The sequence below is a fragment of the Paenibacillus ottowii genome (assembly GCF_050516475.1).
GTDB classification, from domain to species: Bacteria; Bacillota; Bacilli; order Paenibacillales; family Paenibacillaceae; genus Paenibacillus; species Paenibacillus ottowii.
Map to the genome: position 1 here is coordinate 2,528,056 of NZ_CP191577.1, position 21,332 is coordinate 2,549,387.

The following is a 21,332-nucleotide window of genomic DNA, read 5'->3' on the forward strand; positions in this document are numbered from 1 at the left end:
CGTACGCCAATTCAATGGCTTAAAAAGAAAGGGTAGCGCCCTTTGGACACCACCCCAAATGGATATTATTGAGCGTCCAAGCCATAGTTTTTAGCAAGCGCACCCAATCCACCAGCAAAGCCACTACCGATAGCCTGGAATTTCCAGTCCGCATTCTGACGGTAGAATTCACAAAATACCACAGCTGTTTCGGTGGAGAAATCCTCACCCAAATCGTAGCGCAGCACTTCACGATCCGTTGCCGCATCTACCACACGTACAAAAGCATTGGACACTTGTCCAAAGTTTTGCGCACGTGCCTCATAATCGTAAATCGTAACGGTAATCCCGATACGGTGGATGTTTGCTGGAACCTTTGCAAAATCAATAATAATTTGCTCGTCATCCCCGTCGCCCTCACCCGTGCGGTTATCGCCAGTATGAGTAACAGCACCTGCTCCACCTGTTGGGTTATTGTAGAATACAAAATCGTCAGCTGCCTTCGCTTTACCGTCCTCATACAGCAGGAAAGCCGAAGCATCCAAGTCAAATTCAGCGCCACCACTGTATTTATTGGTATCCCAGCCAAGACCCACAACAACACGAGTCAAGCCTGGATTCGTTTTGGTCAGATCAATACGTTGTCCTTTTGAAAGACTAATGGTCATACTACATACCTGCCTTCTTTGTTTAGATTTTTTTAAGCTAAACCGTAATCGCGTGTCAACCCAGCAAGACCGTCCTGGTAGCCGCTGCCAATGGCATTGAACTTCCACTCACCGTTATGGCGATACAGTTCGCCTACCACGACGCCTGTTTCGATTGAGAAATCTTCTCCCAAATCAAAGCGAACCAATTCTTCGTTGTTTGCCTCATTTACAATACGGGCATAAGCACGGGACACCTGTCCAAAGTTCTGGCTGCGTTCTTGAGCTTCATAGATTGTAATCGTAAAAGCGATCTTTTCTACGTTAGCAGGTACGTTGTTCAGGTCAACCTTAATTTGCTCGTCATCCCCGTCACCTTCACCTGTGCGGTTATCTCCGGTATGAACAACAGAACCGTTTTCGTTTTGTGGATTATTAAAGAAGACAAAGTTCTTTTCCGTTTCCACTTTGCCGTCTGCATTTGCCAAAAATACGGATACGTCCAAGTCAAAATCTTTGCCGCCATCGTACTTATTGGTGTCCCAGCCGAGACCAACTGTGATTTTGGACAAACCTGGATTTGTTTTCGTCAAATCAATTTTTTGACCTTTGGATAAGTTAATTGCCATGAGTAAGTACCCCGTTTCTCATAAGTTTTGTAGGAGCAATCTAAAATTACATGTAACGCTCAGCCAGCACATCAATATGTACGGCATGGGTACCTGCCCCGATTGCAGCAAACTTCCATTCGCTATTATGGCGATAGAGCTCCCCGCAGATCAGCGCAGTCATCCCCTCAAAGTTATCAGATAAATTAAACGTCACCAGTTCCTTGGAATTCGCACCATCCAGAATGCGGATATACGCTTTCTCGATCATGCCGAAATCCTGTTTCCGGTTGACGCAATCATATATATTCACAACAACAAGCACTTTATCGATATTGGCCGGAATCCGTGCCAGGTCAATCATAATTTGTTCATCATCGCCGTCACCTTCTCCGGTCAGATTATCACCGGAATGCACGACTGAGCCGCATGGGCTTTTTTTATTATGGAAGCATACTACATTGTCCGATTGAGTTAGTTTCCCGTTGGCATCCAGCAAAATGGCAGAAGCATCACAATCAATATTGGGTTGCTTCTTGAAGCCAAAAAATCCTTTGGACTGTACTGGGTCCCATCCCAATCCGGCTATAACTTTGGTTAGTCCTGTGTTTCCCTTGGTCAGATCAATTTTCTGGCCCTTGACCAGATTAATTACAGCCACTGATTAACACACCTCCCTTCCATAAAATTTACAGACTAAATTCAGATGGGTTCAAACCAAGCGCGCCACAAATCTCAGCAACAATCCGCCGCTCATCGGCATCAAAGTCACCGTCAGCTGCACCAATGGCACTGCATACACCGACGACAAGTCGGCCTACTTCAGGTTTGCTTTTCAGTTTACCAATCGCTTTCAATGCTTCCTGTTTGCCAATTTCAGGTGCAAATTCAAAGTTCGCTACATAGTGATTGAAACGGTTGATAACCTCTCCCATATCAAACACTTTCAATTCTTCACTGATATTTATGTATCCGGCCATTTTTGTTTTTTCTTCCGGACTAATAGTGCCGTCAGCAAATGCCACTAATGCACAACCAGCAACGACAGCTTCCATAAAATCTTTATTCTTAAATTTCTTAACCTGGTCACCAAGTTCTTTTTTAGTTGTGTTCAACCAATTTTTAAATGTACTCATATTTCCCTCCACAATTACGTATTTGGGTATAATATATCCTAGTTAATTTCTTCCTTTACTATAACCTGAATTACGATCTTATTCTACAATAATATACAAAAATGCGGTAAATCCGATCTACTTTTTATAGGTATCTTCTCTATCTTTAGCCCTACTTTCTGTCGAAAATGTGTCCCTTCCATTATCCCCCATTTGATAGGGCGATTGCAAGTTTGAAGAATGATAGACTTCCATGGATATCAATAAAATACAGCGCTGTTCTACATATACGGTTTTGCTAAGGTAAACGTTGCGTATACTTGTGGATCAAAAGCATGCAAAAATAGCGTCGACCAATTTAGGACGACGCTATTTTCAATTCAATCTATTAGGTCTGTGATATATAGCTACTCTTTTAATTCCGAAGCTAAAAAATTCTGCTTAATAAGGATATCTCTTTCAGGTTGTTTGAACAAGTAACACATGCGTCTACATATCTTATTTTTATCAAAAGTCTGTAAGCAGCTCTGTTTTAGCTTTTTCAATTGCTTCGTCACGGCTCTGCACTTGCATTTTTGAGTATATGGTTGAAATGTAGTTTCGGACAGTCCCTTCAGACAAGTGAACCTTGCTTGCAATTGCTTTATAACGGTGTCCTTCAGTTAAACAATGCAGAATTTCCAGTTCCCGCTCTGTCAGCCCATAAGGGTTCTTCATCGTCCCCGTCATTTGCTGAAACAATGTACTTGCTACTTCTTGGGTTATCATTGTTCCTCCACGGTGCACTAGCCGTATCGTATTTGCCAGTTCTCTTGGATCAATTGATTTTAGTACATAACCCTCAGCTCCCAAAGCCAGTGATTTTGTAGCATAGGAAATGTCATCAAAGGTTGTGATCATAATTACACGTATGTTAGGCCAGCTTTCTTTAATTAACTTCGTCGCAGTAATACCGTCCATCTGGGGCATATGTACATCCATTAATACGACGTCTGGCGGATCGCTGGCACATCGATCTACAGCAACGTTTCCGTCTTCTGCCGTTTGAATTCGAAAATCAGGTTCGTTTTTGAGAAGCAGGCCTAAACTGTCCCGAATTAGTAATTGATCATCGACCAACAATACCTTGATCTCTGGATTGCTAACATCTGGATCCTCAAGCAATGGTAAAGAACAGGTCACAATCGTTCCTTCCCCTTCTTTAGAATGAATATATAACTTGCCTTGAAGAGACGAAAGCCGTTCTTTCATTCCTGAAAGCCCAAACCCGAGCTTAATTTCGTTACTTCCCTTCCCATTGTCCTGCACCTGCAAAATGATCTGATTACGATCGTAGTGAAGAAGCACTTGGATAGAACTGGCATACCCATGTCGACTGGCATTAGTCAATAATTCTTGTAAACAGCGGTACAAGGTCAGCTTTGACTGTTTTATGACAGGAAGCGGCTCCCCCATCGTTCTGAACACAACACGAATAGCCGTATTTTTTTTGAATTCATTAATTATATTCAGTAAGGATAGATCCAAAGAGGGAGCTTCCTCCATAGGGTCCATCTGATGAACTTGCTTTCGGATATCTTCGAGCCCTGTTCGACCAAGTTGAAGAACAGCTTGCAATCTTTCAATCCCCTCTTTAGAAGAAATATAAGGACGTAATGTTTCCATACCTAAGATAATGGAAGTGAATGTATGACCAATCGAGTCATGAAGCTCGCGAGACATGCGATATCTTTCTTCCAATAGTGTCATCTGTTCGACCTGAGTTGAATACTGCTCAAGTGTTTGATACTGCTTTTTTATTAATTCGAGTTTTTGTTTGATCCGGTCTATAGAACGAAATGCTGTTTGTAATCCGAAACCAATACCGTATACAAAAGAAGCATCCACTAAGTTCTGGAATACGTCCTCTATCGTCCATTGAAAGGCCCCTCTTCCTCCCAGGCAAAACATCACCAACGCAAGAGGAAAAGTTACCGCATGCGACCGGCCCCGGCTATAAAACGAAATCGTAAAAACAGCTGGCAAAAATAGCCGGACAAGCCCATATTGATGAGCAAATAGCAGAGAAATTCCACCCACTAGAAATACTTCAGCCATCAAATACCAGCGGTAATGGCTTCGATCAATAAACAAAGGTAATGAATAGCAAACGAGAACAGAGATAAATACAACAGTGAAAGGGAAAGATGGGCGGTCTTGATACGATAGCAAGACAAAGCAAATCAACCACAAGATTCGGAATACAGCAACAATCCATTCCTGCCAAGACCAGCGCATATTGCATCCAAACATGTAAGTACCCCATTCTTCTTAAATTAAGGTAATTTTTTCAATCTTTTCACATCATAACAAGGTCATGACATTTTGTCACTAGGGAGTATGACTGCACTTTTGATACTTTTTAGACAATCAAACTGTTGGCGGGGAGGGAATCGTTGTTGTCACTATTACAGATTCGTAATTTAAGTAAAAAGATTGGGAAGAAAACCGTTGTTGAAGGATTGTCCTTGGATGTAAAGGCGGGGGAAATCATGGGCCTTGTTGGCCCAAATGGAGCGGGCAAGACGACCACTATTCGGATGATCGTAGGTTTAAGTTCAAAATCAGGGGGCCAGGTATTTATCCATGGCCAAGATATCGATCGCTCCTTCGAAAAGGCAATGAGACATGTAGGGGTGATCGTCGAGAATCCGGATCTGTACAAATATTTATCCGGCTATGATAATCTGATTCATTTTTCAAGAATGTCCCCGGGGGTCTCTTCGGAACGAATTCAGGAAGTGATTTCATTAGTTGGACTTGAGGACAGCATTGATAAGAAAGTGGGAACTTATTCTCTAGGCATGAAGCAGCGGCTTGGCTTAGCCGTTGTACTGGCCCACAACCCTTCCTTACTTGTGCTTGACGAGCCCACCAATGGTCTAGACCCAGCAGGAATAAGAGAGCTTCGGGAGCATTTAATCAATCTTTCTCAAAAAGAGGGCGTTGGTGTTCTTATTTCTAGTCATCTTATGGCTGAAATGGAACTGATGTGTGATCAGGTAGCGATTTTAAATAAGGGAAAACTGATTGGTATCCATAATGTAGCTGAAATGATGGATAATCGGCTTGCTCCTGTTCGGTTTGAAGTAGACAGACCCGAATTGGCTCTTCCGGTTTTCCAGTCCATGCTGGCGGGGAAAGAAATTATTGCAGATCAACAAACGCTACAAGTTGACATTACAAAGGATCAAATCCCGGGTATTACAAAAAAACTTATGGATACGGGGGTGAACATATACAGCGTTCAGATCATGAAACAGACACTAGAGGATAAATTCATTGAAATCACAGGAGGAATTGAAAAGTGATTCAGTTAATTCGCAATGAAAACATGAAGATTTATAAGCGTAAACGGACCTGGTTTATTATCATACTGCTTATTTTGTATGTATTAGTCCAGATGGCCAATTTAAAAAGTTCTGGTATGACCGAATACAATGAAGGGTGGAAAACACTCTTACAGCATGAAAATTCGAAGCTAACGAGAGATGCAGCAAAGTCAGATGCTCTACCCATTGAGAAAAAAATGGCAGCAGAAAAAATTTTGATGAATCAGTATTATTTGGACCATAACATTGCTCCCCAATCCAATGCTTGGAGTTTTACAGTCAGTCAATCCAGAAATTTAATTGTAGGTATCTCTCTTTTAGCTCTTATCGTGGCCGGCGACATTGTAGCCTCTGAGTTTTCTGCTGGCACAATCAAATTTTTACTGACACGTTCAGCTACACGCTCTAAAATTTACTTTTCTAAATATATTTCAACTCTCTTGTTTGGGATATTTTTGGTTCTGCTCACTTTTCTGGCTGCCATATTTTTTGGTGGTTTAATGTTTGGCTTTAAGGGGATCGGCGATCCCTACTTATTCGTCAAGGATCAAACCATTCAGCAGGCAAATATGATTCAAGCCTTGTTAGGAGGGTTTTTATTTAATATACCCTTTATGATTATCGTATTGACATTTGCATTTATGATTTCTGCAGCATTCCGCAGTGTTACATTTTCTATTGTATTCTCTATGCTGGCAGCTATAGCAGGATTCGTCTTGAGTATCACCATGAATGGATGGCCTTGGACAAAATATTTTGTATTTTCCAGTACAGATCTCAATCCTTATTTTTTTGGAACGACGCCAGTGGAAGGAATGACCCTAGGCTTCTCACTGTTCCTCCTTCTAATTCATCTTGTCGCTATGCATCTCGTTTCATACCCTATTTTTACAAAACGGGATGTAATCTAAATGTATACTAATTATTTTGAAATGGAGTGATTGAAATGAAATGGCTCACTACTTTATTAATGATCTCAATGTTACTGTTAACTGCGGCCTGTTCATCCAAACCTGCAACATCTTTAAACAAGGAACTTGAGTTATCGTCTGCCGGTATTTCCAGCTTAGTTTTAGATAATAGCAACGGTCAGATTGAAGTTGTCGGAAAAAAGAATATTGATAAAATACAAGCTAGCGTCGTTGCTAACGGCAGCAACATGGATAAGCTAAAATTAAGTTTGGAGGGAAAAGATGGTGTAGCTACGCTTAATACTTTTTTCGAGGGCCAATTCATGTCAACAGGACCCCAAACGGTTGATGTCAAGTTAACCATTCCGGAACAAATGAAGCTAGAAATTAAACATCCGCATAGAGATGGAGATATTCAAGTAACGAATTTAGCCTCGGATGTAAGCATCGAAAATGTGAATGGTAATATCACACTTAAGGAAATCGGTGGAGCCATTGATTTAACCAACAGAGATGGAGGAATTACTATTCAAAATAGCTCGTCCGATGTCAATATAGAAAATGTAAACGGACATATCCAAGCAGATAAAATAGGGGGTACTGCTTATATTGAGTTAGGTGACGGCTCTCTGGATATTGATCAAGTTGCAAAAGATGTTGTCATTATTCAGAGCGGAAATGGAAAAGTAAGCATCGGTGATGTGAAGGGGAAAGTGACTCAGAGCAAAAAATAACCGAAAGACCAAAAGGCCAACTTAAGTTGGCCTTTCCATTAACATCAGGTCCTTCAATCACACATGAGCAGAAAATTCAGGTTATAATGCTGATACTCGTTCTTTTTCACCTACGCTATTAAGGACTGGTTCCGCATTTTGACTGAAAAAGTTACGCAGTGCTTTGTTCTTATGGGCCATGATACCCATCACCAGAGCAACTATTCCCGATACCAGAGGAAGGTATACCCAATGGATTCGATCTAATAGTATTCCGTACAGCCCGATTCCGAGCGGAGTTGCTAGCATAGTGATCGAGCTGATTACACCAAACACCCCGGCTCTGATATGTTCTGGAGTATACAGCTGCACATAGGATATCATAGGAACATTGCTCATCGAATTAAAAAATCCGGTTACTGCCAAAATCATCATGAAGATGAACGTCATCTGTATCAGACTTCCTGCTGTTGAGGGAAACAACAATGGGAAACACCATGTTAGGAATAAGATGGCTTGAAGCTGAAACAGGATGAATATTTTAGTAATAACAAATTGATGTATTTTCCGACGTGAAACCACAATGGCCCCCGCAATGACTCCTACAAACCAGGCTCCTTGAATAACAGACAGTTGCTGAGCTGAAAGTTGAAGTTCCTGATAAGTCACAAACGGCAGTACAACCTGGACTAATGGAGCGAGCATAAAATTGATACCGACAAAAATGACAAGTAAATACATTATGGCTTTTTGCTTGTTTATATACGCAAACACATCTTTGACACTGTCTAAATAACTTGAGGATACCGTTTGTTCATCAGATTTCCTAAATTGTAACCATAGTTGCATTAATCCAGCCGAAATAAACGTTATTCCGTTAATCATCACAATCGTTTCCAAACCCCAAGCTCGATAAGTAATTGCACCCAGTATCGGGCCAAGTACATTTATGATTGCTCCTATACTTTGATAGGAAGAATTTACGCTATGAACGTTTTCTCTTTCCACTAAGTTAGGAATTGAGGCGTTCAGCGTTAGGAACGTAAATGATTGAATCAGGCTTAATATAACGGAAAACACGGCAAGCAGCATAACATTGGTTGAGTCCAACAAGAAAATGGGTAAAAAGATTAGTAACGCTATGCCGCTTAATATTTCGGTTAAGACAAGCACTTTCTTCTTATTGCTCCGGTCTATAACTACACCTGCAAAAATATTGACAAATACTCCGGGCAGAATGGACAAGCTTAACACCATTGAAAATACAGTGGCCGATCCGGTGATATCCAAAATATATAGACTTAAAGCAAACTTAAAAATCGAACTTCCTAGCTCGGATATAAGCCTGGTCACAGTAAAAATAAATAGATTTCGGCGAGCATAAAACGCGAATTCCTTTGGCTGATTCATGAGATCCCCCTATTCGGTTAGGGCAAGAGTTACAGAACGGTTGCCCAGCGTCTTTCCAATTGCTCCAAGGCACTTTGTAAATGATTCCGTACTATACTTTCGTCTTCTGAAAAAGGTAAAGTCAGTGCCGCAAACAAATTAGACTCGCTATCATGCCACACTTCGCATAAGATTCGTGTTCTTCCTTCGACATTGACATTACCCAGATCCACCGTTTGTAGGAGTTGATGCTCACTTCTCAGCTCACCAAGGAAATTAAATACAATCGGCATCCTATCCAAAGCCTGCTGCAAGTATCCTCCAGATAAAGGATAATCGTTCTGTACATCCGGGTTATACATTAAGTTGGCAAAGCTGATATTATGTTCAGCTGCCCATTGAACATTCTGACGAACCTGTTGTTCTAGAGATATAAGGCTTTGATCTAGATTAGTTAGTATCGGGATATGATCCACAAATTCGCCAATAATATCGTAGTAACGCTTCTCTCCAAAGTTTCGTCCATACTGCGTTACCCAAATTGGAACCTGACTAAGCTCGAAATACATTTTACAAAAAGCAGTAAACGTAAAGAATGCGATCTCCCAGTGACTAGTGGTGTCCAAGTGAACTGCTCTCTCGGAAGATTTCAAATCCCAAATAACGGTTGTATGCCCTTCAAGTACTGCTTTTTGATCGACAAAATCGGTTATACGACCCATTGCACGATCAAACTGATCTAGACTATAGGCAGTGACTAGTTCCAAATCATCGACACCCTGAGGCCCTTCCATAATATGAGCTGTAAAATCAGAGTAACGATTTTTGCTCCCTTTAGGCGTTTCCTTTCCAGCGCGTACACTTTCATAATAAGTGTTGAACTGGTGCTTAATTATCTCACTGCTCATAAAATCAAAGATCGAGTGCGAAAAAGGCAATATAAGCATGTAATCTTTCAGATTCTTTTTCACCATCAATATCCGATATAAGAGTGCGTTGCTCAATTCATGCTTCTTATAAAAATAAGGCCAGATGATGTTATTCAGAATCTCTTGCTGTGTCTCTTCATCATACATAGAGATATCCACCAGAGGTACAGGAAGATGAACCGGTGCTTCCCTTACCTGCCACTGCAATTCTCCGTTTTCTTCACACAGCGTACTTCTCATCAAATCTTGCTCTCGAATAATCTGCAGAATCGCTTCTTCCACATTTACCATGTTCATATGTTTTTCTAGTGGAATAATTGTACCGGAAATATCACTATGTTGGAGATGGTAGCGTTGTGTTGGAGAAACAGGCAGTCTCTCTATTACTCCTGAGCTTAGAATAGCTTTGGAGAAAACATCCAGATCCCTGTCAATTCTTTCTGTCCATCTGCTCTTAATATCTTCAGGATTGACCTTCTCTAGTTTCAGGGTTTCTTCTCCATGCCAAGTGATGTAATGAGGCTGGATCGACTCATCACAATTCATGTCCAACAGTTCCATAATCTCTTTTTCGAAAGGAATGGCTCCATCTTCTAAATGCAGAACGATATAAGACTTCCCATTCCCATTTAGTTGCTCTCGATGTATCCATCCCTTAACGTTAAGCTTTTGATGCAGCAACGCTATAATTTGATCAAATTGTTGGGCAAGTGCAGAATGGTTCTCTTCCATTTTTTCCACATGTAGTGCCAACTCTCTGACCGTAGGGTATTGATAGATACTGCTTAGCCGTAATTCACTATTCAAAATCCCCTGTAACCTGGATGCAAGCTGAATAGCCGTTAAAGAATGTCCTCCCAGTTCAAAGAAATTGTCGTCGATACCCACATTTTCAATGCCGAGTACACTCATCCAAATCTCAACTAGTTCCTTTTCCAACTCGCTGCTGGGCTCTACATATTCCGTTCCGGTGCCAAACTCCAGCTCAATTTCTAATAGCATACGACGATTAATCTTACCACTCGACGTGAGCGGCATCTGATCTAAGAATACAAAATAAGCTGGAATCATATACTCCGGAACTGAGACAGATAGATTTTGCCGCAACATTGCCGTTGTCACATGAGGTTCGGCAACAAGATATGCACCCAAACTAGGAGCCCCTGTTCGGTCATCAGCACGGGCAAGCACTGCCGCTGCCCGAACTCCATCATGTGCAAGCAAAGCCGCCTCAATCTCACCCAGTTCGATCCGATACCCGCGGATTTTTACCTGATGATCTATTCGGCCCATATATTCGATATTTCCATCCGGCAACCATCTGGCCAGATCTCCTGTTCGGTACATCCGTCCTCCCGGCTCGTATGGATCTTCTACGAATTTCTCTTTCGTCAATTCCTCCCGGTTCACATATCCTCGGGCTACACAGTCGCCTCCAATATGCAGTTCCCCAGGTATACCTATCGGTTGCAAACGGTCCTTCTTGTCCAAAACGTACAATTTTACGTTATCAATCGGCTTCCCGATCGGAATGCTCTCCGGTTCATGCTCGGCAGGACAGTCATAATACGCCACCTCCACGGTCGCTTCCGTTGGGCCATACAGATTGTGCAGCGTGGCACCGCCGCTTCCTAGCAGACGGTTAAACCGTCGCACATGCTCTGTCATTAGCGCTTCCCCACTGGCAAATACACGCCGTACACTGTGCATTTTCCCTACTGCTCCGCTGTGTTCCATGTATTCCAGAAACGCTCCCAGCATTGACGGCACAAAGTGCAACGCCGTTACCCGATTAGCCTCAACCGTATCAGCTATGGTTGCCGGGTCCTTCTCTCCTCCCGGCTCCAAAAAGCATACCGTTGCCCCTTGGATGGCCCACGAGAATAATTCCCACAACGATACATCAAAGGTATACGGTGTCTTTTGCAGGATCACATCCTCCGCTCCAAACGGAATCCGCTTTTGCATCCAGTGCAGACGATTGATCAGAGAGGCGTGCTCAATCATGACTCCTTTGGGCTTACCCGTAGATCCCGAGGTGTAAATTACATACACCAAATCCGTCGAGCGATTGATCGATTCCGGATTCTTTTCTCTTCCTGTTTGCTCCTTTTTCTGTACCAGCATATCTTCGATAGCGATCAGTTCCCGGGTTGTTCCATGACAACGAAGCTGCTCCGCTAACTCTTGCTGGGTTAATAAAATGGATGCTCCACTGTCCTCCAGCATGAAAGCCAGTCGTTCTTCAGGGTCCTCTGGATTCAGCGGCAGATAGGCTCCACCTGCTTTCAAGATTCCTAGTAGTCCGATAATCATCTCCAACGACCGGTGAACCGCGATCCCCACCACACGACCAGGTCCTACTCCTTTTTCCCGCAGCACATGAGCCAACCGATTCGCTTGGGCATTCAGCTCCTGATACGTTAGTTGCCGTCCTTTATAAAGGGCTGCCGGATGTTCCGGTGTTCGCTCCACCTGCTCCTCAAACAATTGATGGATTGTCTTCTCTCGCGGATAGATCGCCGTCGTATTGTTAAATTCATTCAAAATCACTTCTTTCTCTGGTAAAGAAGTTACTTCAATCGAGGATATACTCATCTCCGGATTATCCACGATTTGTCGGACCACGCCATTTAAATGATTTTTTATACGTTCCACAAATTCTCTACTTAAGGTATCGGCGTTGTACAGAAATTTAATGTTCAGTTCTTCTTTTAGGGAAACAATAAGATTAAAGTCATAGTTTGTCTGTTCATAAAAGGCCATATCTCGCACATGGATTTTCAGATTGTGCTTCTGCAGCGCCTCTTCTTCGCCATACTCAGGGTAATTTTCAAACACAATAATATGATCTAACAGGCTTTGCTTCAGTGTGGATATGGACTGAATGTCCGCTAACGATGTGTACTCATACTTAACAGATTCAATAGAGCTTTGTTGAGCTCTCTTGGCCATTTCAATGAAGCTTTCATTCTCCTCGCCATAAATTCGCACGGGAATCGTATTAATGAAAATACCTACCATGCTCTCAATGTCTGGGATTACTGGCGGTCGCCCTGAAACTACGGCTCCAAATACTACATCGTTGGTATTGTTATATCTTTGGAGCAATGCCCCCCATATGGATTGGAACAACGTGTTGACCGTAATCCGATTATGAGATGCAATCTCTGTTAATCGTCGTGTCAATGTTTGGTCTAACGAAAATTCCAGCTGACTCGTCTGGTAACCACTTTCTTTAGCCTGCAATTTGGACGTCTTTGGTATAACTGCACATTGCATATATCCATCCAAAGCCTGTTTCCAATATTGTATGGACTCCTCTTTGTCCTGCTTTTCCAGCCAATGAATATAAGTTGAATAAGCAGGAGCTGTTTCAGACTTAAGCGGTCTACCATTTTTCAATTCTAGATACATACTCATAAAATCGTGGTAGACAATTCCTACGCACCATCCATCCATAATCATATGATGGAAGGTCCACGTCATAAGGAACTTATCAGGAGTTGTTTTTAATACATTTATACGTATTAGTGCTTCATTGGATAAATCAAATCCACGTAGAAGATCCTGTTTTTTGTAATCCTCAAGATAAGCGGTGATTTCTTGCTCATTCATCCCGGTAAGGTCATAAAACTGAAACTCTGCATGTTGATGTTTACGCACGATTTGCCGAGGTTCATGTATACTAGTAAACACAAAATTTGTACGCAATACTTCATATTTTGCCAACAATTCTTGAAAACTCTGTACCAGAAGTTCCTGCTGTAGTTCACCTTCAATTTCAATCGCGACTTGTTCCACATAAGCTGTGGTTTCCGGCTCCATCATGTAATGGAACAGCATTCCCTGCTGCATAGGTGTTAACGGGTAAATATGTTCTACCTGTTCAGTCCCACCAAACTGTTTGAGAATCTGATCTAACTCAGGAATAGAGAGAGTATGGTCTTGGTAATCAGATGGTGTTAGAACCTTCTGTGAAAGGCTTGTACAGTGATTAAGTAACATTTTTAAATGCTCAATATACATAAGGGATAATTGTTCAATAGCATGGTCTTCGTGATCGTCACGAACATACCCAAATTCAAGTAACAGTTGATCTTGGGAAACAATACTGTTGATTTCCAGTGTAAAATGGCCTTCTGCCCCTTCACCAACAGAACGTCCCGGAGATAACGGTGACGATTCAAAGCTTCCCTCTTGCGTACCATCCATAAATTGTCCCAAATAATTAAAACTGATTTGTGGCTGTATGTTAAAATCTATATCTTGAATATGCTCCACATCGGTCAAGTACTTCAGAATTCCGTATCCAATCCCTCGATTAGGGATATGCCGAATCATTTCCTTAGTTTGCCGAATAACAGATGAAATATCTTCACTATCCCTCATATCCAGAACAACAGGAAACATCGAAGTAAACCAGCCTATGGTTCGAGTAATATCAATCTCCTCCATAATCTCTTCCCTGCCATGTCCTTCAAGATTAATAGCGAAGATTTTACTACCCGCCCATTGCTTAATAGCCAATCCAAGTGCTGATAACAATAAATCATTAATTTCGGTATTATAGGCCTGATGAGCAGTTCCAAGCAGTAGCTGTGTATCTTGCTTGTCCAACCGGACAGCTATACTCGTTCTTTCTTTTTTCACTCCATCCTCGTCAGTAACTGCTCTCTTCTGAGGAAATGGAGACTCACATTGGACATCTTCAATTTGCTGCCAATATGCCTTCTCCTTTAGTAAAGCCCGACTATTCGAATACTCTGCAAGCCGGTCAGACCAATACTGAAAAGAGTCTGTTTTATCCGGCAAAGTGATAGCCTCACCTTGTAATGCCTGGGTATATGTGCTCTCCAAATCCTCTAATAAGATTCGCCAGGAGACCCCATCAATAACTAAATGGTGAATAGCAATCAGCAAATGTTGACCTTGATCTGTTTGGAACAAGCCAACCCGGATAATCTCGCCTGCTCTTAAGTCCATGGTAGCCTGTAGTCGACTAGCCTCTTCCTCAATCTTGCTTTCAGCATCGTTATTTCCTTGTAGATTATAAATATTTAAATGAAGAGGCTTTAACTTCGTTCCCGTATGGTATTGGCTAACAGAACTCTGACCGATCTCATACGCCATTCGTAGGGCATCATGGTGAATAATAATATTCTCCAAAGCAGTTTTTAGGGCTTCTTCATCAAATACACCGCTAGTAAACAGCATAACAGCTTGATTAAAATGGTCCCGATCATCCTGTACATTTTCGAAGAACCATCTTTGGATTGGAGTTAGCTGTACCTCACCTGTTACCACCTTCTGGTCAATGATTCTGGAACGACGTTGGACATATGGTGCTACTTGCTGAACAGTAGGGTTCTGAAATATGTCCTTCATATCCAGCTTTAATCCCTCTTGACTCAACCTTGCGATAACTTGAATGGCCTTAATAGAGTCTCCTCCAAGGTCAAAAAAACTGTGACTAATTCCAATTCCCTCTTGTCCCAGCACGCCTTCCCAAATTTTGATCAACTTCTCTTCCGTAGGGCTTGTCGGCGGTTCATACAGCGTGCTTAAGTCTAAGTTGATATGAGGTTCTGGCAATTTCTTCTGATCCACCTTGCCGTTAGCATTCAGCGGCAAACTGTCCAGCAGTATTAAGCTGGATGGCAGCATGTAATCTGGTAAATACTTCGCCAAGTAACGGCGAATAGCTGAAGTATTTAATTCCCCATCTGTCACAATATATGCAGAAATACGGTTTTGGCCGGATTGATCCGGCTTAGCTACAACTATTGCCTCTTTAATGCGTTCGTGAGATAGCAGTTGATTTTCAATTTCACCAAGCTCTATCCGAAACCCCCTAATTTTCACCAGATGATCTTGGCGGCCTACAAATTCAATATTTCCATCTGGAAGCCATTTTGCAATGTCACCTGTTTTGTACATTTTCTCGCCTGGATTAAATGGATTGTCTATAAACTTTTCTTTTGTGAAATCAGGTAGGTTCAAATAGCCCTGGGATAGTGCATCCCCTGCTATACAAAGCTCTCCCGGTATACCAATAGGCTGCAATTTAAGACTTTTATCCAGAATGTACACAGTAGTACCTGTAATCGGAGCTCCAATCGGAATTGTACCTTTCCGTTCATGAATCTGATCTACACCATAACAGGTAGCAAAGACCGTACTTTCGGTAGGACCGTACATGTGCAGCATTTTATTGGGTCCGATATGTTCATACAACTTACTCACATGCGGTAGCGAAACCCGCTCTCCACCAAAAAGTACTTTGCGAATTGTAGTAAAACATTCAATATTGGTTTCGATCAACGTGTTAAACAAGGCAGTAGTAATAAAAAATACCGAAACATTTTCATTTCGAATTAAAGAAGACAATTTTTCTGGATTCAGCATATTCTCTTTACGTAAGAGAACCAGCTTAGAACCATTGACCAGAGCACCGAATATATCGAAAACCGATCCATCAAAGGCATAGTTAGATAACTGCAAGAGAATATCCTGTTCCGTAAGATCAATATAATTAGAATTTTTAATCAATCTTCCCACGTTATAATGCATGGTCAGATTCCCTTTTGGTTTACCTGTTGAGCCAGAGGTGTATAGCACATATGCCAAATCATTCGGTTCATTCACATAAGGCAAGTTACTAGAATCCGAATCCTTAACAATTGTATCGAGCTGATCCAAATCAAGGATTTCCCCGGCAAACCCATCTGCTCCTGCCTCTTTTATGAAAGTTGATTCAGTCAGAACTTGATGGGAAGCCAATAATAGTGTTATCTTGCAATCGTATAGCATCAGACTAATTCGCTCCGCAGGATAATCTGGTGCCAGAGGAACATACGCACCCCCAGCCTTTAAAATCCCTAGGATTCCGACTATCATTTCATAAGATCGCTCTACCATAATGCCTACAAGCGTATTGGCCTGTACTCCTTTATCTCTAAGCACTCTGGCAAGCTGATTCGCTTTGTCATTTAACTCGCTGTAAGTCCATTGCTGTTCCTCGAACGATACTGCAACACGCTCCGGCGTCTTCGCTACCTGCTCTTCAAAGAGCTGATGCAGCAATTTTCGGTTTTCTTTCTCATTAAAAGCGGCTACCGTATTAAATTTCCTTAACAGGATCTCTTCTTCGGATGCAGTTACCATATTTACGTCGCTAATTCGGAGATCCGCAGCGTCCACAATAGTCTGCAAAATCTGCAAATAATGCTTCGACATTCTCTCAATACTTTCTTTGTGAAACAGCTTGTTACAATAATCAATTCGGAATGAGAGTCCCTCTTGACCCGCTTCTGCGGTTAACGTTAAATCAACTTTGGCTATGCCAACTTCAACAGAATATGGCGATATGGATATCCCATCAGCTTGCGGGCTTACCGAATCGGTATTTTCTAGAGAGAACATTGTATCAAACAGAGGGTTTCGGCTTAAATCCCTGTGAAGTTCGAGCTTATCTACGAGATCCTCTATTGGATAGTCCTGATGTTCGAATGCTTCCAGGCTGCTTTTTTGCACCTCCAGTAAAAATTGCTTGAGCGTTTTGTCAGCAGCTGGATGGTTACGTAGCACAAGTGTGTTGACGAACATCCCCATAATATTTTCCAAATCCGTATGATTCCGACCTGCTATTGGAGACCCTACCACGATATCTTCCTGGCCTGAATACTTATGCAGCAATACGTTGTAAGCCGATAGCAATACCATAAATAAGGTGGTCCGATTCTCTGCAACAAATTGCTGTAGACTTTCACTAAGTTTCTTGTCAGCTTGAAAAGAATACCGATCACCTTCAAAGCTTTGAACTTGAGGCCTTGTGAAGTCAGTTGGCAGATTAAGAACAGGAAGCTCGTCCGAAAACAAGTCTAGCCAGTACTGTTCCTGCTTCATCAAGTGTCCTTCTTTGATCCACCCACTGTTCCAAACGGCGTAGTCTTTATATTGAATACGCAGTGGTGGCAGTGAGTTCCCGTGATACAGTGTTGTGAAATCATTAGCCAAAATGCTCATGGAAACACCATCTGCAATAATATGGTGCATATCTACCATTAAAATATGCCTATTGTCCGAAATACGGACCAGCTTCGCTCGCAACAAAGGAGCCTGACCTAAGTTAAACGGTCTTACGAACGTTTGGAATATCGCTTGAATCTGTTTGTCCTGTGCTTCTATTCCGTTATTATCAGTCTGTTGGAGACTCAGTTGAAATGGAACCTCACTATGAATTTTTTGTACTGGCTCCTCTGTGCCCCATTCAAATGATGTCCGCAATGCCTCATGCCTATCTATTAGATCCCTGAACACTCGCTCCAGCCGCTGGATGTCCAGCTCTCCCTCCACCAGTAAGGCAAAAGGCATATTGTATGCTGTTTCTGCTCCTTCAAACTGATGTAAAATCATTTGTCTCTTTTGAACGGATGTCACCGGATAAGAATCACGTAGCTCGGCAGGAGCAATATCAATCATCGTCCCAGCTGCAACTTCTGGTCCGCAGATTAAAACACTCATTTCTTCGATGGTCGGATGTGCAAAAATATCACGGAGTGGAATTTCAACTTGCAGTAACTTATTGATTCGGGACATGAGTCGAGTCGCCGTTAGTGAATGTCCGCCCAGTTCGAAAAAGTCGTCATGTATACCGATGGAGGATATATCCAGCAATTTCTCCCAAATCTCCGCTAGCTTTCTTTCCGTTTCATTTCTCGGTGCAACATAGCTGGTGGTTCGCAGCCTGTGATCCGGTTCGGGTAGCGCTTTACGGTTAACCTTGCCACTGGACAGGTGCGGCATAACATCTAGCCGAACGAAATGACTTGGCACCATGTAGTCCGGTATGAGTGCCTTCAAATGTGCCCTTAAAATAGATGTATTCAAACCTTCTCCACTTTCGAAATATGCGCACAAATATTTGCCGCCAGCTCGATCATCAAGGGCAAGCACTGTAGCCGCCCTGACACCTTCGTATGCGAGTAAGGCTGCTTCAATCTCACCCAGCTCAATCCGGTAGCCCCGAATTTTAACTTGATGGTCGATCCGCCCCATATATTCAATGTTTCCATCCGGTAGCCATCTCGCTAAGTCTCCCGTCCGGTACATCCGTCCCCCTGCGCAATATGGGTCTTCTACGAACTTCTCCTCCGTCAGTTCTTTCCGATTCACATATCCCCGGGCTACGCAGTCCCCTCCAATGTGCAGCTCGCCCGGTATGCCTATCGGCTGCAATCGGTCTTTGCTGTCCAAAATATACAATTTCACATTATCAATCGGCTTCCCGATTGGAATGCTCTCCGGTTCCTGCTCCGCAGGACAGTCGTAATACGCCACCTCTACCGTTGCCTCCGTCGGTCCATACAGGTTGTGCAACGTGGCTCCTTCGGCTCCCAGCAAGCGGTTAAATCGGCGGACATGCTCTGTCATCAGCGCTTCCCCGCTGGCAAATACTCGCCGGACACTGCGCATTTTTCCGGCGGCTCCGCTATGCTCGATATACTCCAGGAATGCTCCCAGCATCGATGGCACAAAATGGATCGCTGTTACCCCATTGGCTTCCACCGTTTCGGTTATCGTTGCCGGGTTTTTCTCGCCTCCTGGCTCCAAAAAGCATACTGTCGCTCCCTGAATCGCCCACGAGAACAACTCCCACAACGATACATCAAAGGTGTATGGCGTTTTTTGCAGGATCACATCCTCGGCTCCAAACGGAATTCGTTTTTCCATCCAGTGCAGACGGTTGATCAGCGAAGCGTGCTCAATCATGACCCCCTTCGGCTTGCCGGTGGAGCCTGACGTATAAATCACGTACACCAAATCGGTCGAGCGGTTAACAGGTTCCGGGTTCTTCTCGCACTCTTCTCCTGTAAGCTCCATCCCGTCCATCAGTAGATCTTCAATAGCGATCAACTCGCGATTAGCTCCGTGCGGACGAAGGCGGTCCAACTGATCCCGCTGGGTCAGCAGGATGGACGCCCCGCTATCCTCCAGCATGAATCCCAGTCGTTCTTCCGGGTCCTCTGGATGTAGCGGCAGATACGCCCCACCTGCCTTCAAAATCCCCAGCAGGCCGACAATCATCTCCAGTGATCGATGAACTGCGATGCCCACCATCTGATCGGGCCCGACCCCTTTCTTCCGCAGGACGTGAGCCACCCGATTCGCTTGGGCATTCAGCTCCTGGTACGTCAATTGCCGATCTTTGTATAGGGCTGCCGGATGTTTCGGTGTTCGCTCCACCTGCTCTTCAAACAATTGATGAATCGTCTTCTCTCTTGGATAAGGAGCGTCCGTTCCGTTGAATTTCTTTAAAATCACTTCTTTTTCTTCTGGCAAAATAATATCTATTTCGTTCAAAACTACATCTGCAGACGAAACTACAGTGCGGGCGATTTCCTCAACATGTTGGCCTAATCGTTCTATATATTCTGGTTCGTATAATAGACCGTTATAGCTGAATTTCATCAGCAGTTTCTCACCGGGGACAACGTTAAGGTTGAAGGAATAATTAGTCTGTTCAAAACCAGCCATCTCCGAAACCGCTAAACTGTTTTCGTTCTCGTGATCAGAGGCTTCCTCCATACCCGGAAAATTTTCAAAGGCCAAAATATGATGTAATAGATTACTCTTTAACAAACTACCCGCCTGAATATCAGCAAGGGGCACATAATGGTGTTGTCCAGCCTCCATAACCGAGTGTTGTACGTCCTGGACGAAATCCGAAAAGGCAAGATGATCCTCTTCACTCGATATACGCACTGGAATAGTGTTGATAAATAGGCCTACCATATTTTCTGCTCCCGGAATATCTGACGGACGACCAGAAACGACAGAGCCAAATACTACATCGCGGGTATTGTTGTATTTCATCAACAACAGACCCCAGATGGAGTGAAACAATGTACTCAACGTAACCTTGAGTTCTTTGGCCAGTGACTCCAACTGACCTGTTAATTGCGGATCAAAGCTAAAGACTTGCTGCTGTGGATCGTAATCAACGTGGCTCCCTTTACCACTTGTAGGCAAGATGCTCTGCTGTTCAAAACCATCCAAATATTGCTCCCAAAACATAAGCGCTGTATCTGTATCCTGCTTGTCCAACCATTTGAGGTATTTTTCATAGGAAGGAGCCTCCCCTAGCTGAACTGGCTCATTCTTTTGCAATGATGTGTAGATCTGGAACCATTCTTTCAAAACGATTTCTAAGCACCATCCATCCATAATGATGTGATGGAAGCTAACGACCAGCTTGTATACATTAGACGCACATTGCAAGATGGAAACCCGGAATAATTCATCCCGGGTAATATCAAATCCGTTGGCCTTATCACGTTGCACAAACTGTTCTATATAGGCCACCTGGTCAGATTGCGCCAGTGAGGAAATGTCTTCAAAGTGAATTGATGGATGCTTCTGCTGGAATACGATCAATTTAGGCTCTTCAATATTGGCGTGAAAAACATTGCTGCGCAATATCTCATGGCGCTCAAATAGAACAGAAAGACTTCGGTCGAGAAGCTCTACCTCGAGTAAGCCGTTCAGGGTAAGACTCACTTGTTCAAAATAGGCGTAAGAAGTTTGATCTAGTAAGCTATGGAACAAGATTCCTTGTTGCATCGGGGTTAATCGGAATATATTTTGAATTTGCAGATCTTTACTCAT

General features: G+C 42.9%; 10 protein-coding genes. 3 read left to right on the plus strand and 7 right to left on the minus strand.

Annotated elements, in window-relative coordinates; all coding sequences use genetic code 11:
• Positions 1–65 precede the first annotated feature (65 nt).
• The 5 genes from ACQQ6X_RS12025 to ACQQ6X_RS12045 all read right to left on the minus strand — a co-directional run bounded on the left by ACQQ6X_RS12025 (position 66) and on the right by ACQQ6X_RS12045 (position 4,641).
• Positions 66–647, minus strand: coding sequence for a TerD family protein (locus ACQQ6X_RS12025; protein ID WP_025717139.1), 582 nt, complete (start codon positions 645–647; stop codon positions 66–68).
• Positions 648–679: 32 nt separating this feature from the next.
• The gene (locus tag ACQQ6X_RS12030) at positions 680–1,255 is read right to left on the minus strand and encodes a TerD family protein (protein WP_305165505.1); all 576 of its coding nucleotides are present in this window, start codon (positions 1,253–1,255) and stop codon (positions 680–682) included.
• A 46-nt stretch (positions 1,256–1,301) separates the two neighbouring features.
• Positions 1,302–1,895, minus strand: a complete 594-nt coding sequence (locus ACQQ6X_RS12035) for a TerD family protein (protein ID WP_063210873.1) — start codon at positions 1,893–1,895, stop codon at positions 1,302–1,304.
• 28 nt (positions 1,896–1,923) lie between these two features.
• Positions 1,924–2,370 carry a tellurite resistance TerB family protein gene (locus tag ACQQ6X_RS12040; protein WP_149035551.1) on the minus strand — a complete coding sequence of 149 codons (447 nt, stop codon included), beginning with the start codon at positions 2,368–2,370 and terminating at the stop codon, positions 1,924–1,926.
• A 486-nt stretch (positions 2,371–2,856) separates the two neighbouring features.
• Positions 2,857–4,641 (minus strand): helix-turn-helix transcriptional regulator, encoded by a 1,785-nt coding sequence (locus ACQQ6X_RS12045; RefSeq protein WP_305165506.1) that lies wholly within the window; start codon positions 4,639–4,641, stop codon positions 2,857–2,859.
• 146 nt (positions 4,642–4,787) lie between these two features.
• Between ACQQ6X_RS12045 and ACQQ6X_RS12050 the strand changes: the two genes are divergently transcribed.
• Genes ACQQ6X_RS12050 through ACQQ6X_RS12060 form a run of 3 tightly spaced genes read left to right on the plus strand, consistent with a single transcriptional unit; the run spans position 4,788 to position 7,365 of the window.
• Positions 4,788–5,699 carry an ABC transporter ATP-binding protein gene (locus ACQQ6X_RS12050; RefSeq protein ID WP_305165647.1) on the plus strand — a complete coding sequence of 304 codons (912 nt, stop codon included), beginning with the start codon at positions 4,788–4,790 and terminating at the stop codon, positions 5,697–5,699.
• A complete protein-coding gene (locus tag ACQQ6X_RS12055; protein WP_305165507.1) occupies positions 5,696–6,631 on the plus strand; it encodes an ABC transporter permease in 936 nt (311 codons plus the stop codon). The genes ACQQ6X_RS12050 and ACQQ6X_RS12055 overlap by 4 nt, the downstream gene beginning before the upstream one ends.
• A 35-nt stretch (positions 6,632–6,666) precedes the next feature.
• The gene (locus tag ACQQ6X_RS12060) at positions 6,667–7,365 is read left to right on the plus strand and encodes a DUF4097 family beta strand repeat-containing protein (protein ID WP_305165508.1); all 699 of its coding nucleotides are present in this window, start codon (positions 6,667–6,669) and stop codon (positions 7,363–7,365) included.
• An 81-nt stretch (positions 7,366–7,446) separates the two neighbouring features.
• On the opposite strand, the gene ACQQ6X_RS12065 is transcribed toward ACQQ6X_RS12060, so the two are convergent.
• Both ACQQ6X_RS12065 and ACQQ6X_RS12070 read right to left on the minus strand, forming a co-directional pair.
• Positions 7,447–8,754: an MFS transporter gene (locus tag ACQQ6X_RS12065; RefSeq protein WP_305165509.1), complete on the minus strand. Its 1,308-nt coding sequence runs from the start codon at positions 8,752–8,754 to the stop codon at positions 7,447–7,449.
• A 29-nt stretch (positions 8,755–8,783) separates the two neighbouring features.
• On the minus strand, positions 8,784–21,332 hold the full coding sequence (locus tag ACQQ6X_RS12070; RefSeq protein ID WP_305165510.1) for a non-ribosomal peptide synthetase: 12,549 nt from the start codon (positions 21,330–21,332) through the stop codon (positions 8,784–8,786).

Bases quoted from the DNA above. Each gene is read 5' to 3' on its own strand.
- ACQQ6X_RS12045 (WP_305165506.1), bottom strand. From the start codon at position 4,641: ATGTTTGGATGCAATATGCGCTGGTCTTGGCAGGAATGGATTGTTGCT.
- ACQQ6X_RS12060 (WP_305165508.1), top strand. From the start codon at position 6,667: ATGAAATGGCTCACTACTTTATTAATGATCTCAATGTTACTGTTAACT.
- ACQQ6X_RS12025 (WP_025717139.1), bottom strand. From the start codon at position 647: ATGACCATTAGTCTTTCAAAAGGACAACGTATTGATCTGACCAAAACG.
- ACQQ6X_RS12030 (WP_305165505.1), bottom strand. From the start codon at position 1,255: ATGGCAATTAACTTATCCAAAGGTCAAAAAATTGATTTGACGAAAACA.
- ACQQ6X_RS12065 (WP_305165509.1), bottom strand. From the start codon at position 8,754: ATGAATCAGCCAAAGGAATTCGCGTTTTATGCTCGCCGAAATCTATTT.
- ACQQ6X_RS12040 (WP_149035551.1), bottom strand. From the start codon at position 2,370: ATGAGTACATTTAAAAATTGGTTGAACACAACTAAAAAAGAACTTGGT.
- ACQQ6X_RS12070 (WP_305165510.1), bottom strand. From the start codon at position 21,332: ATGAGTAAAGATCTGCAAATTCAAAATATATTCCGATTAACCCCGATG.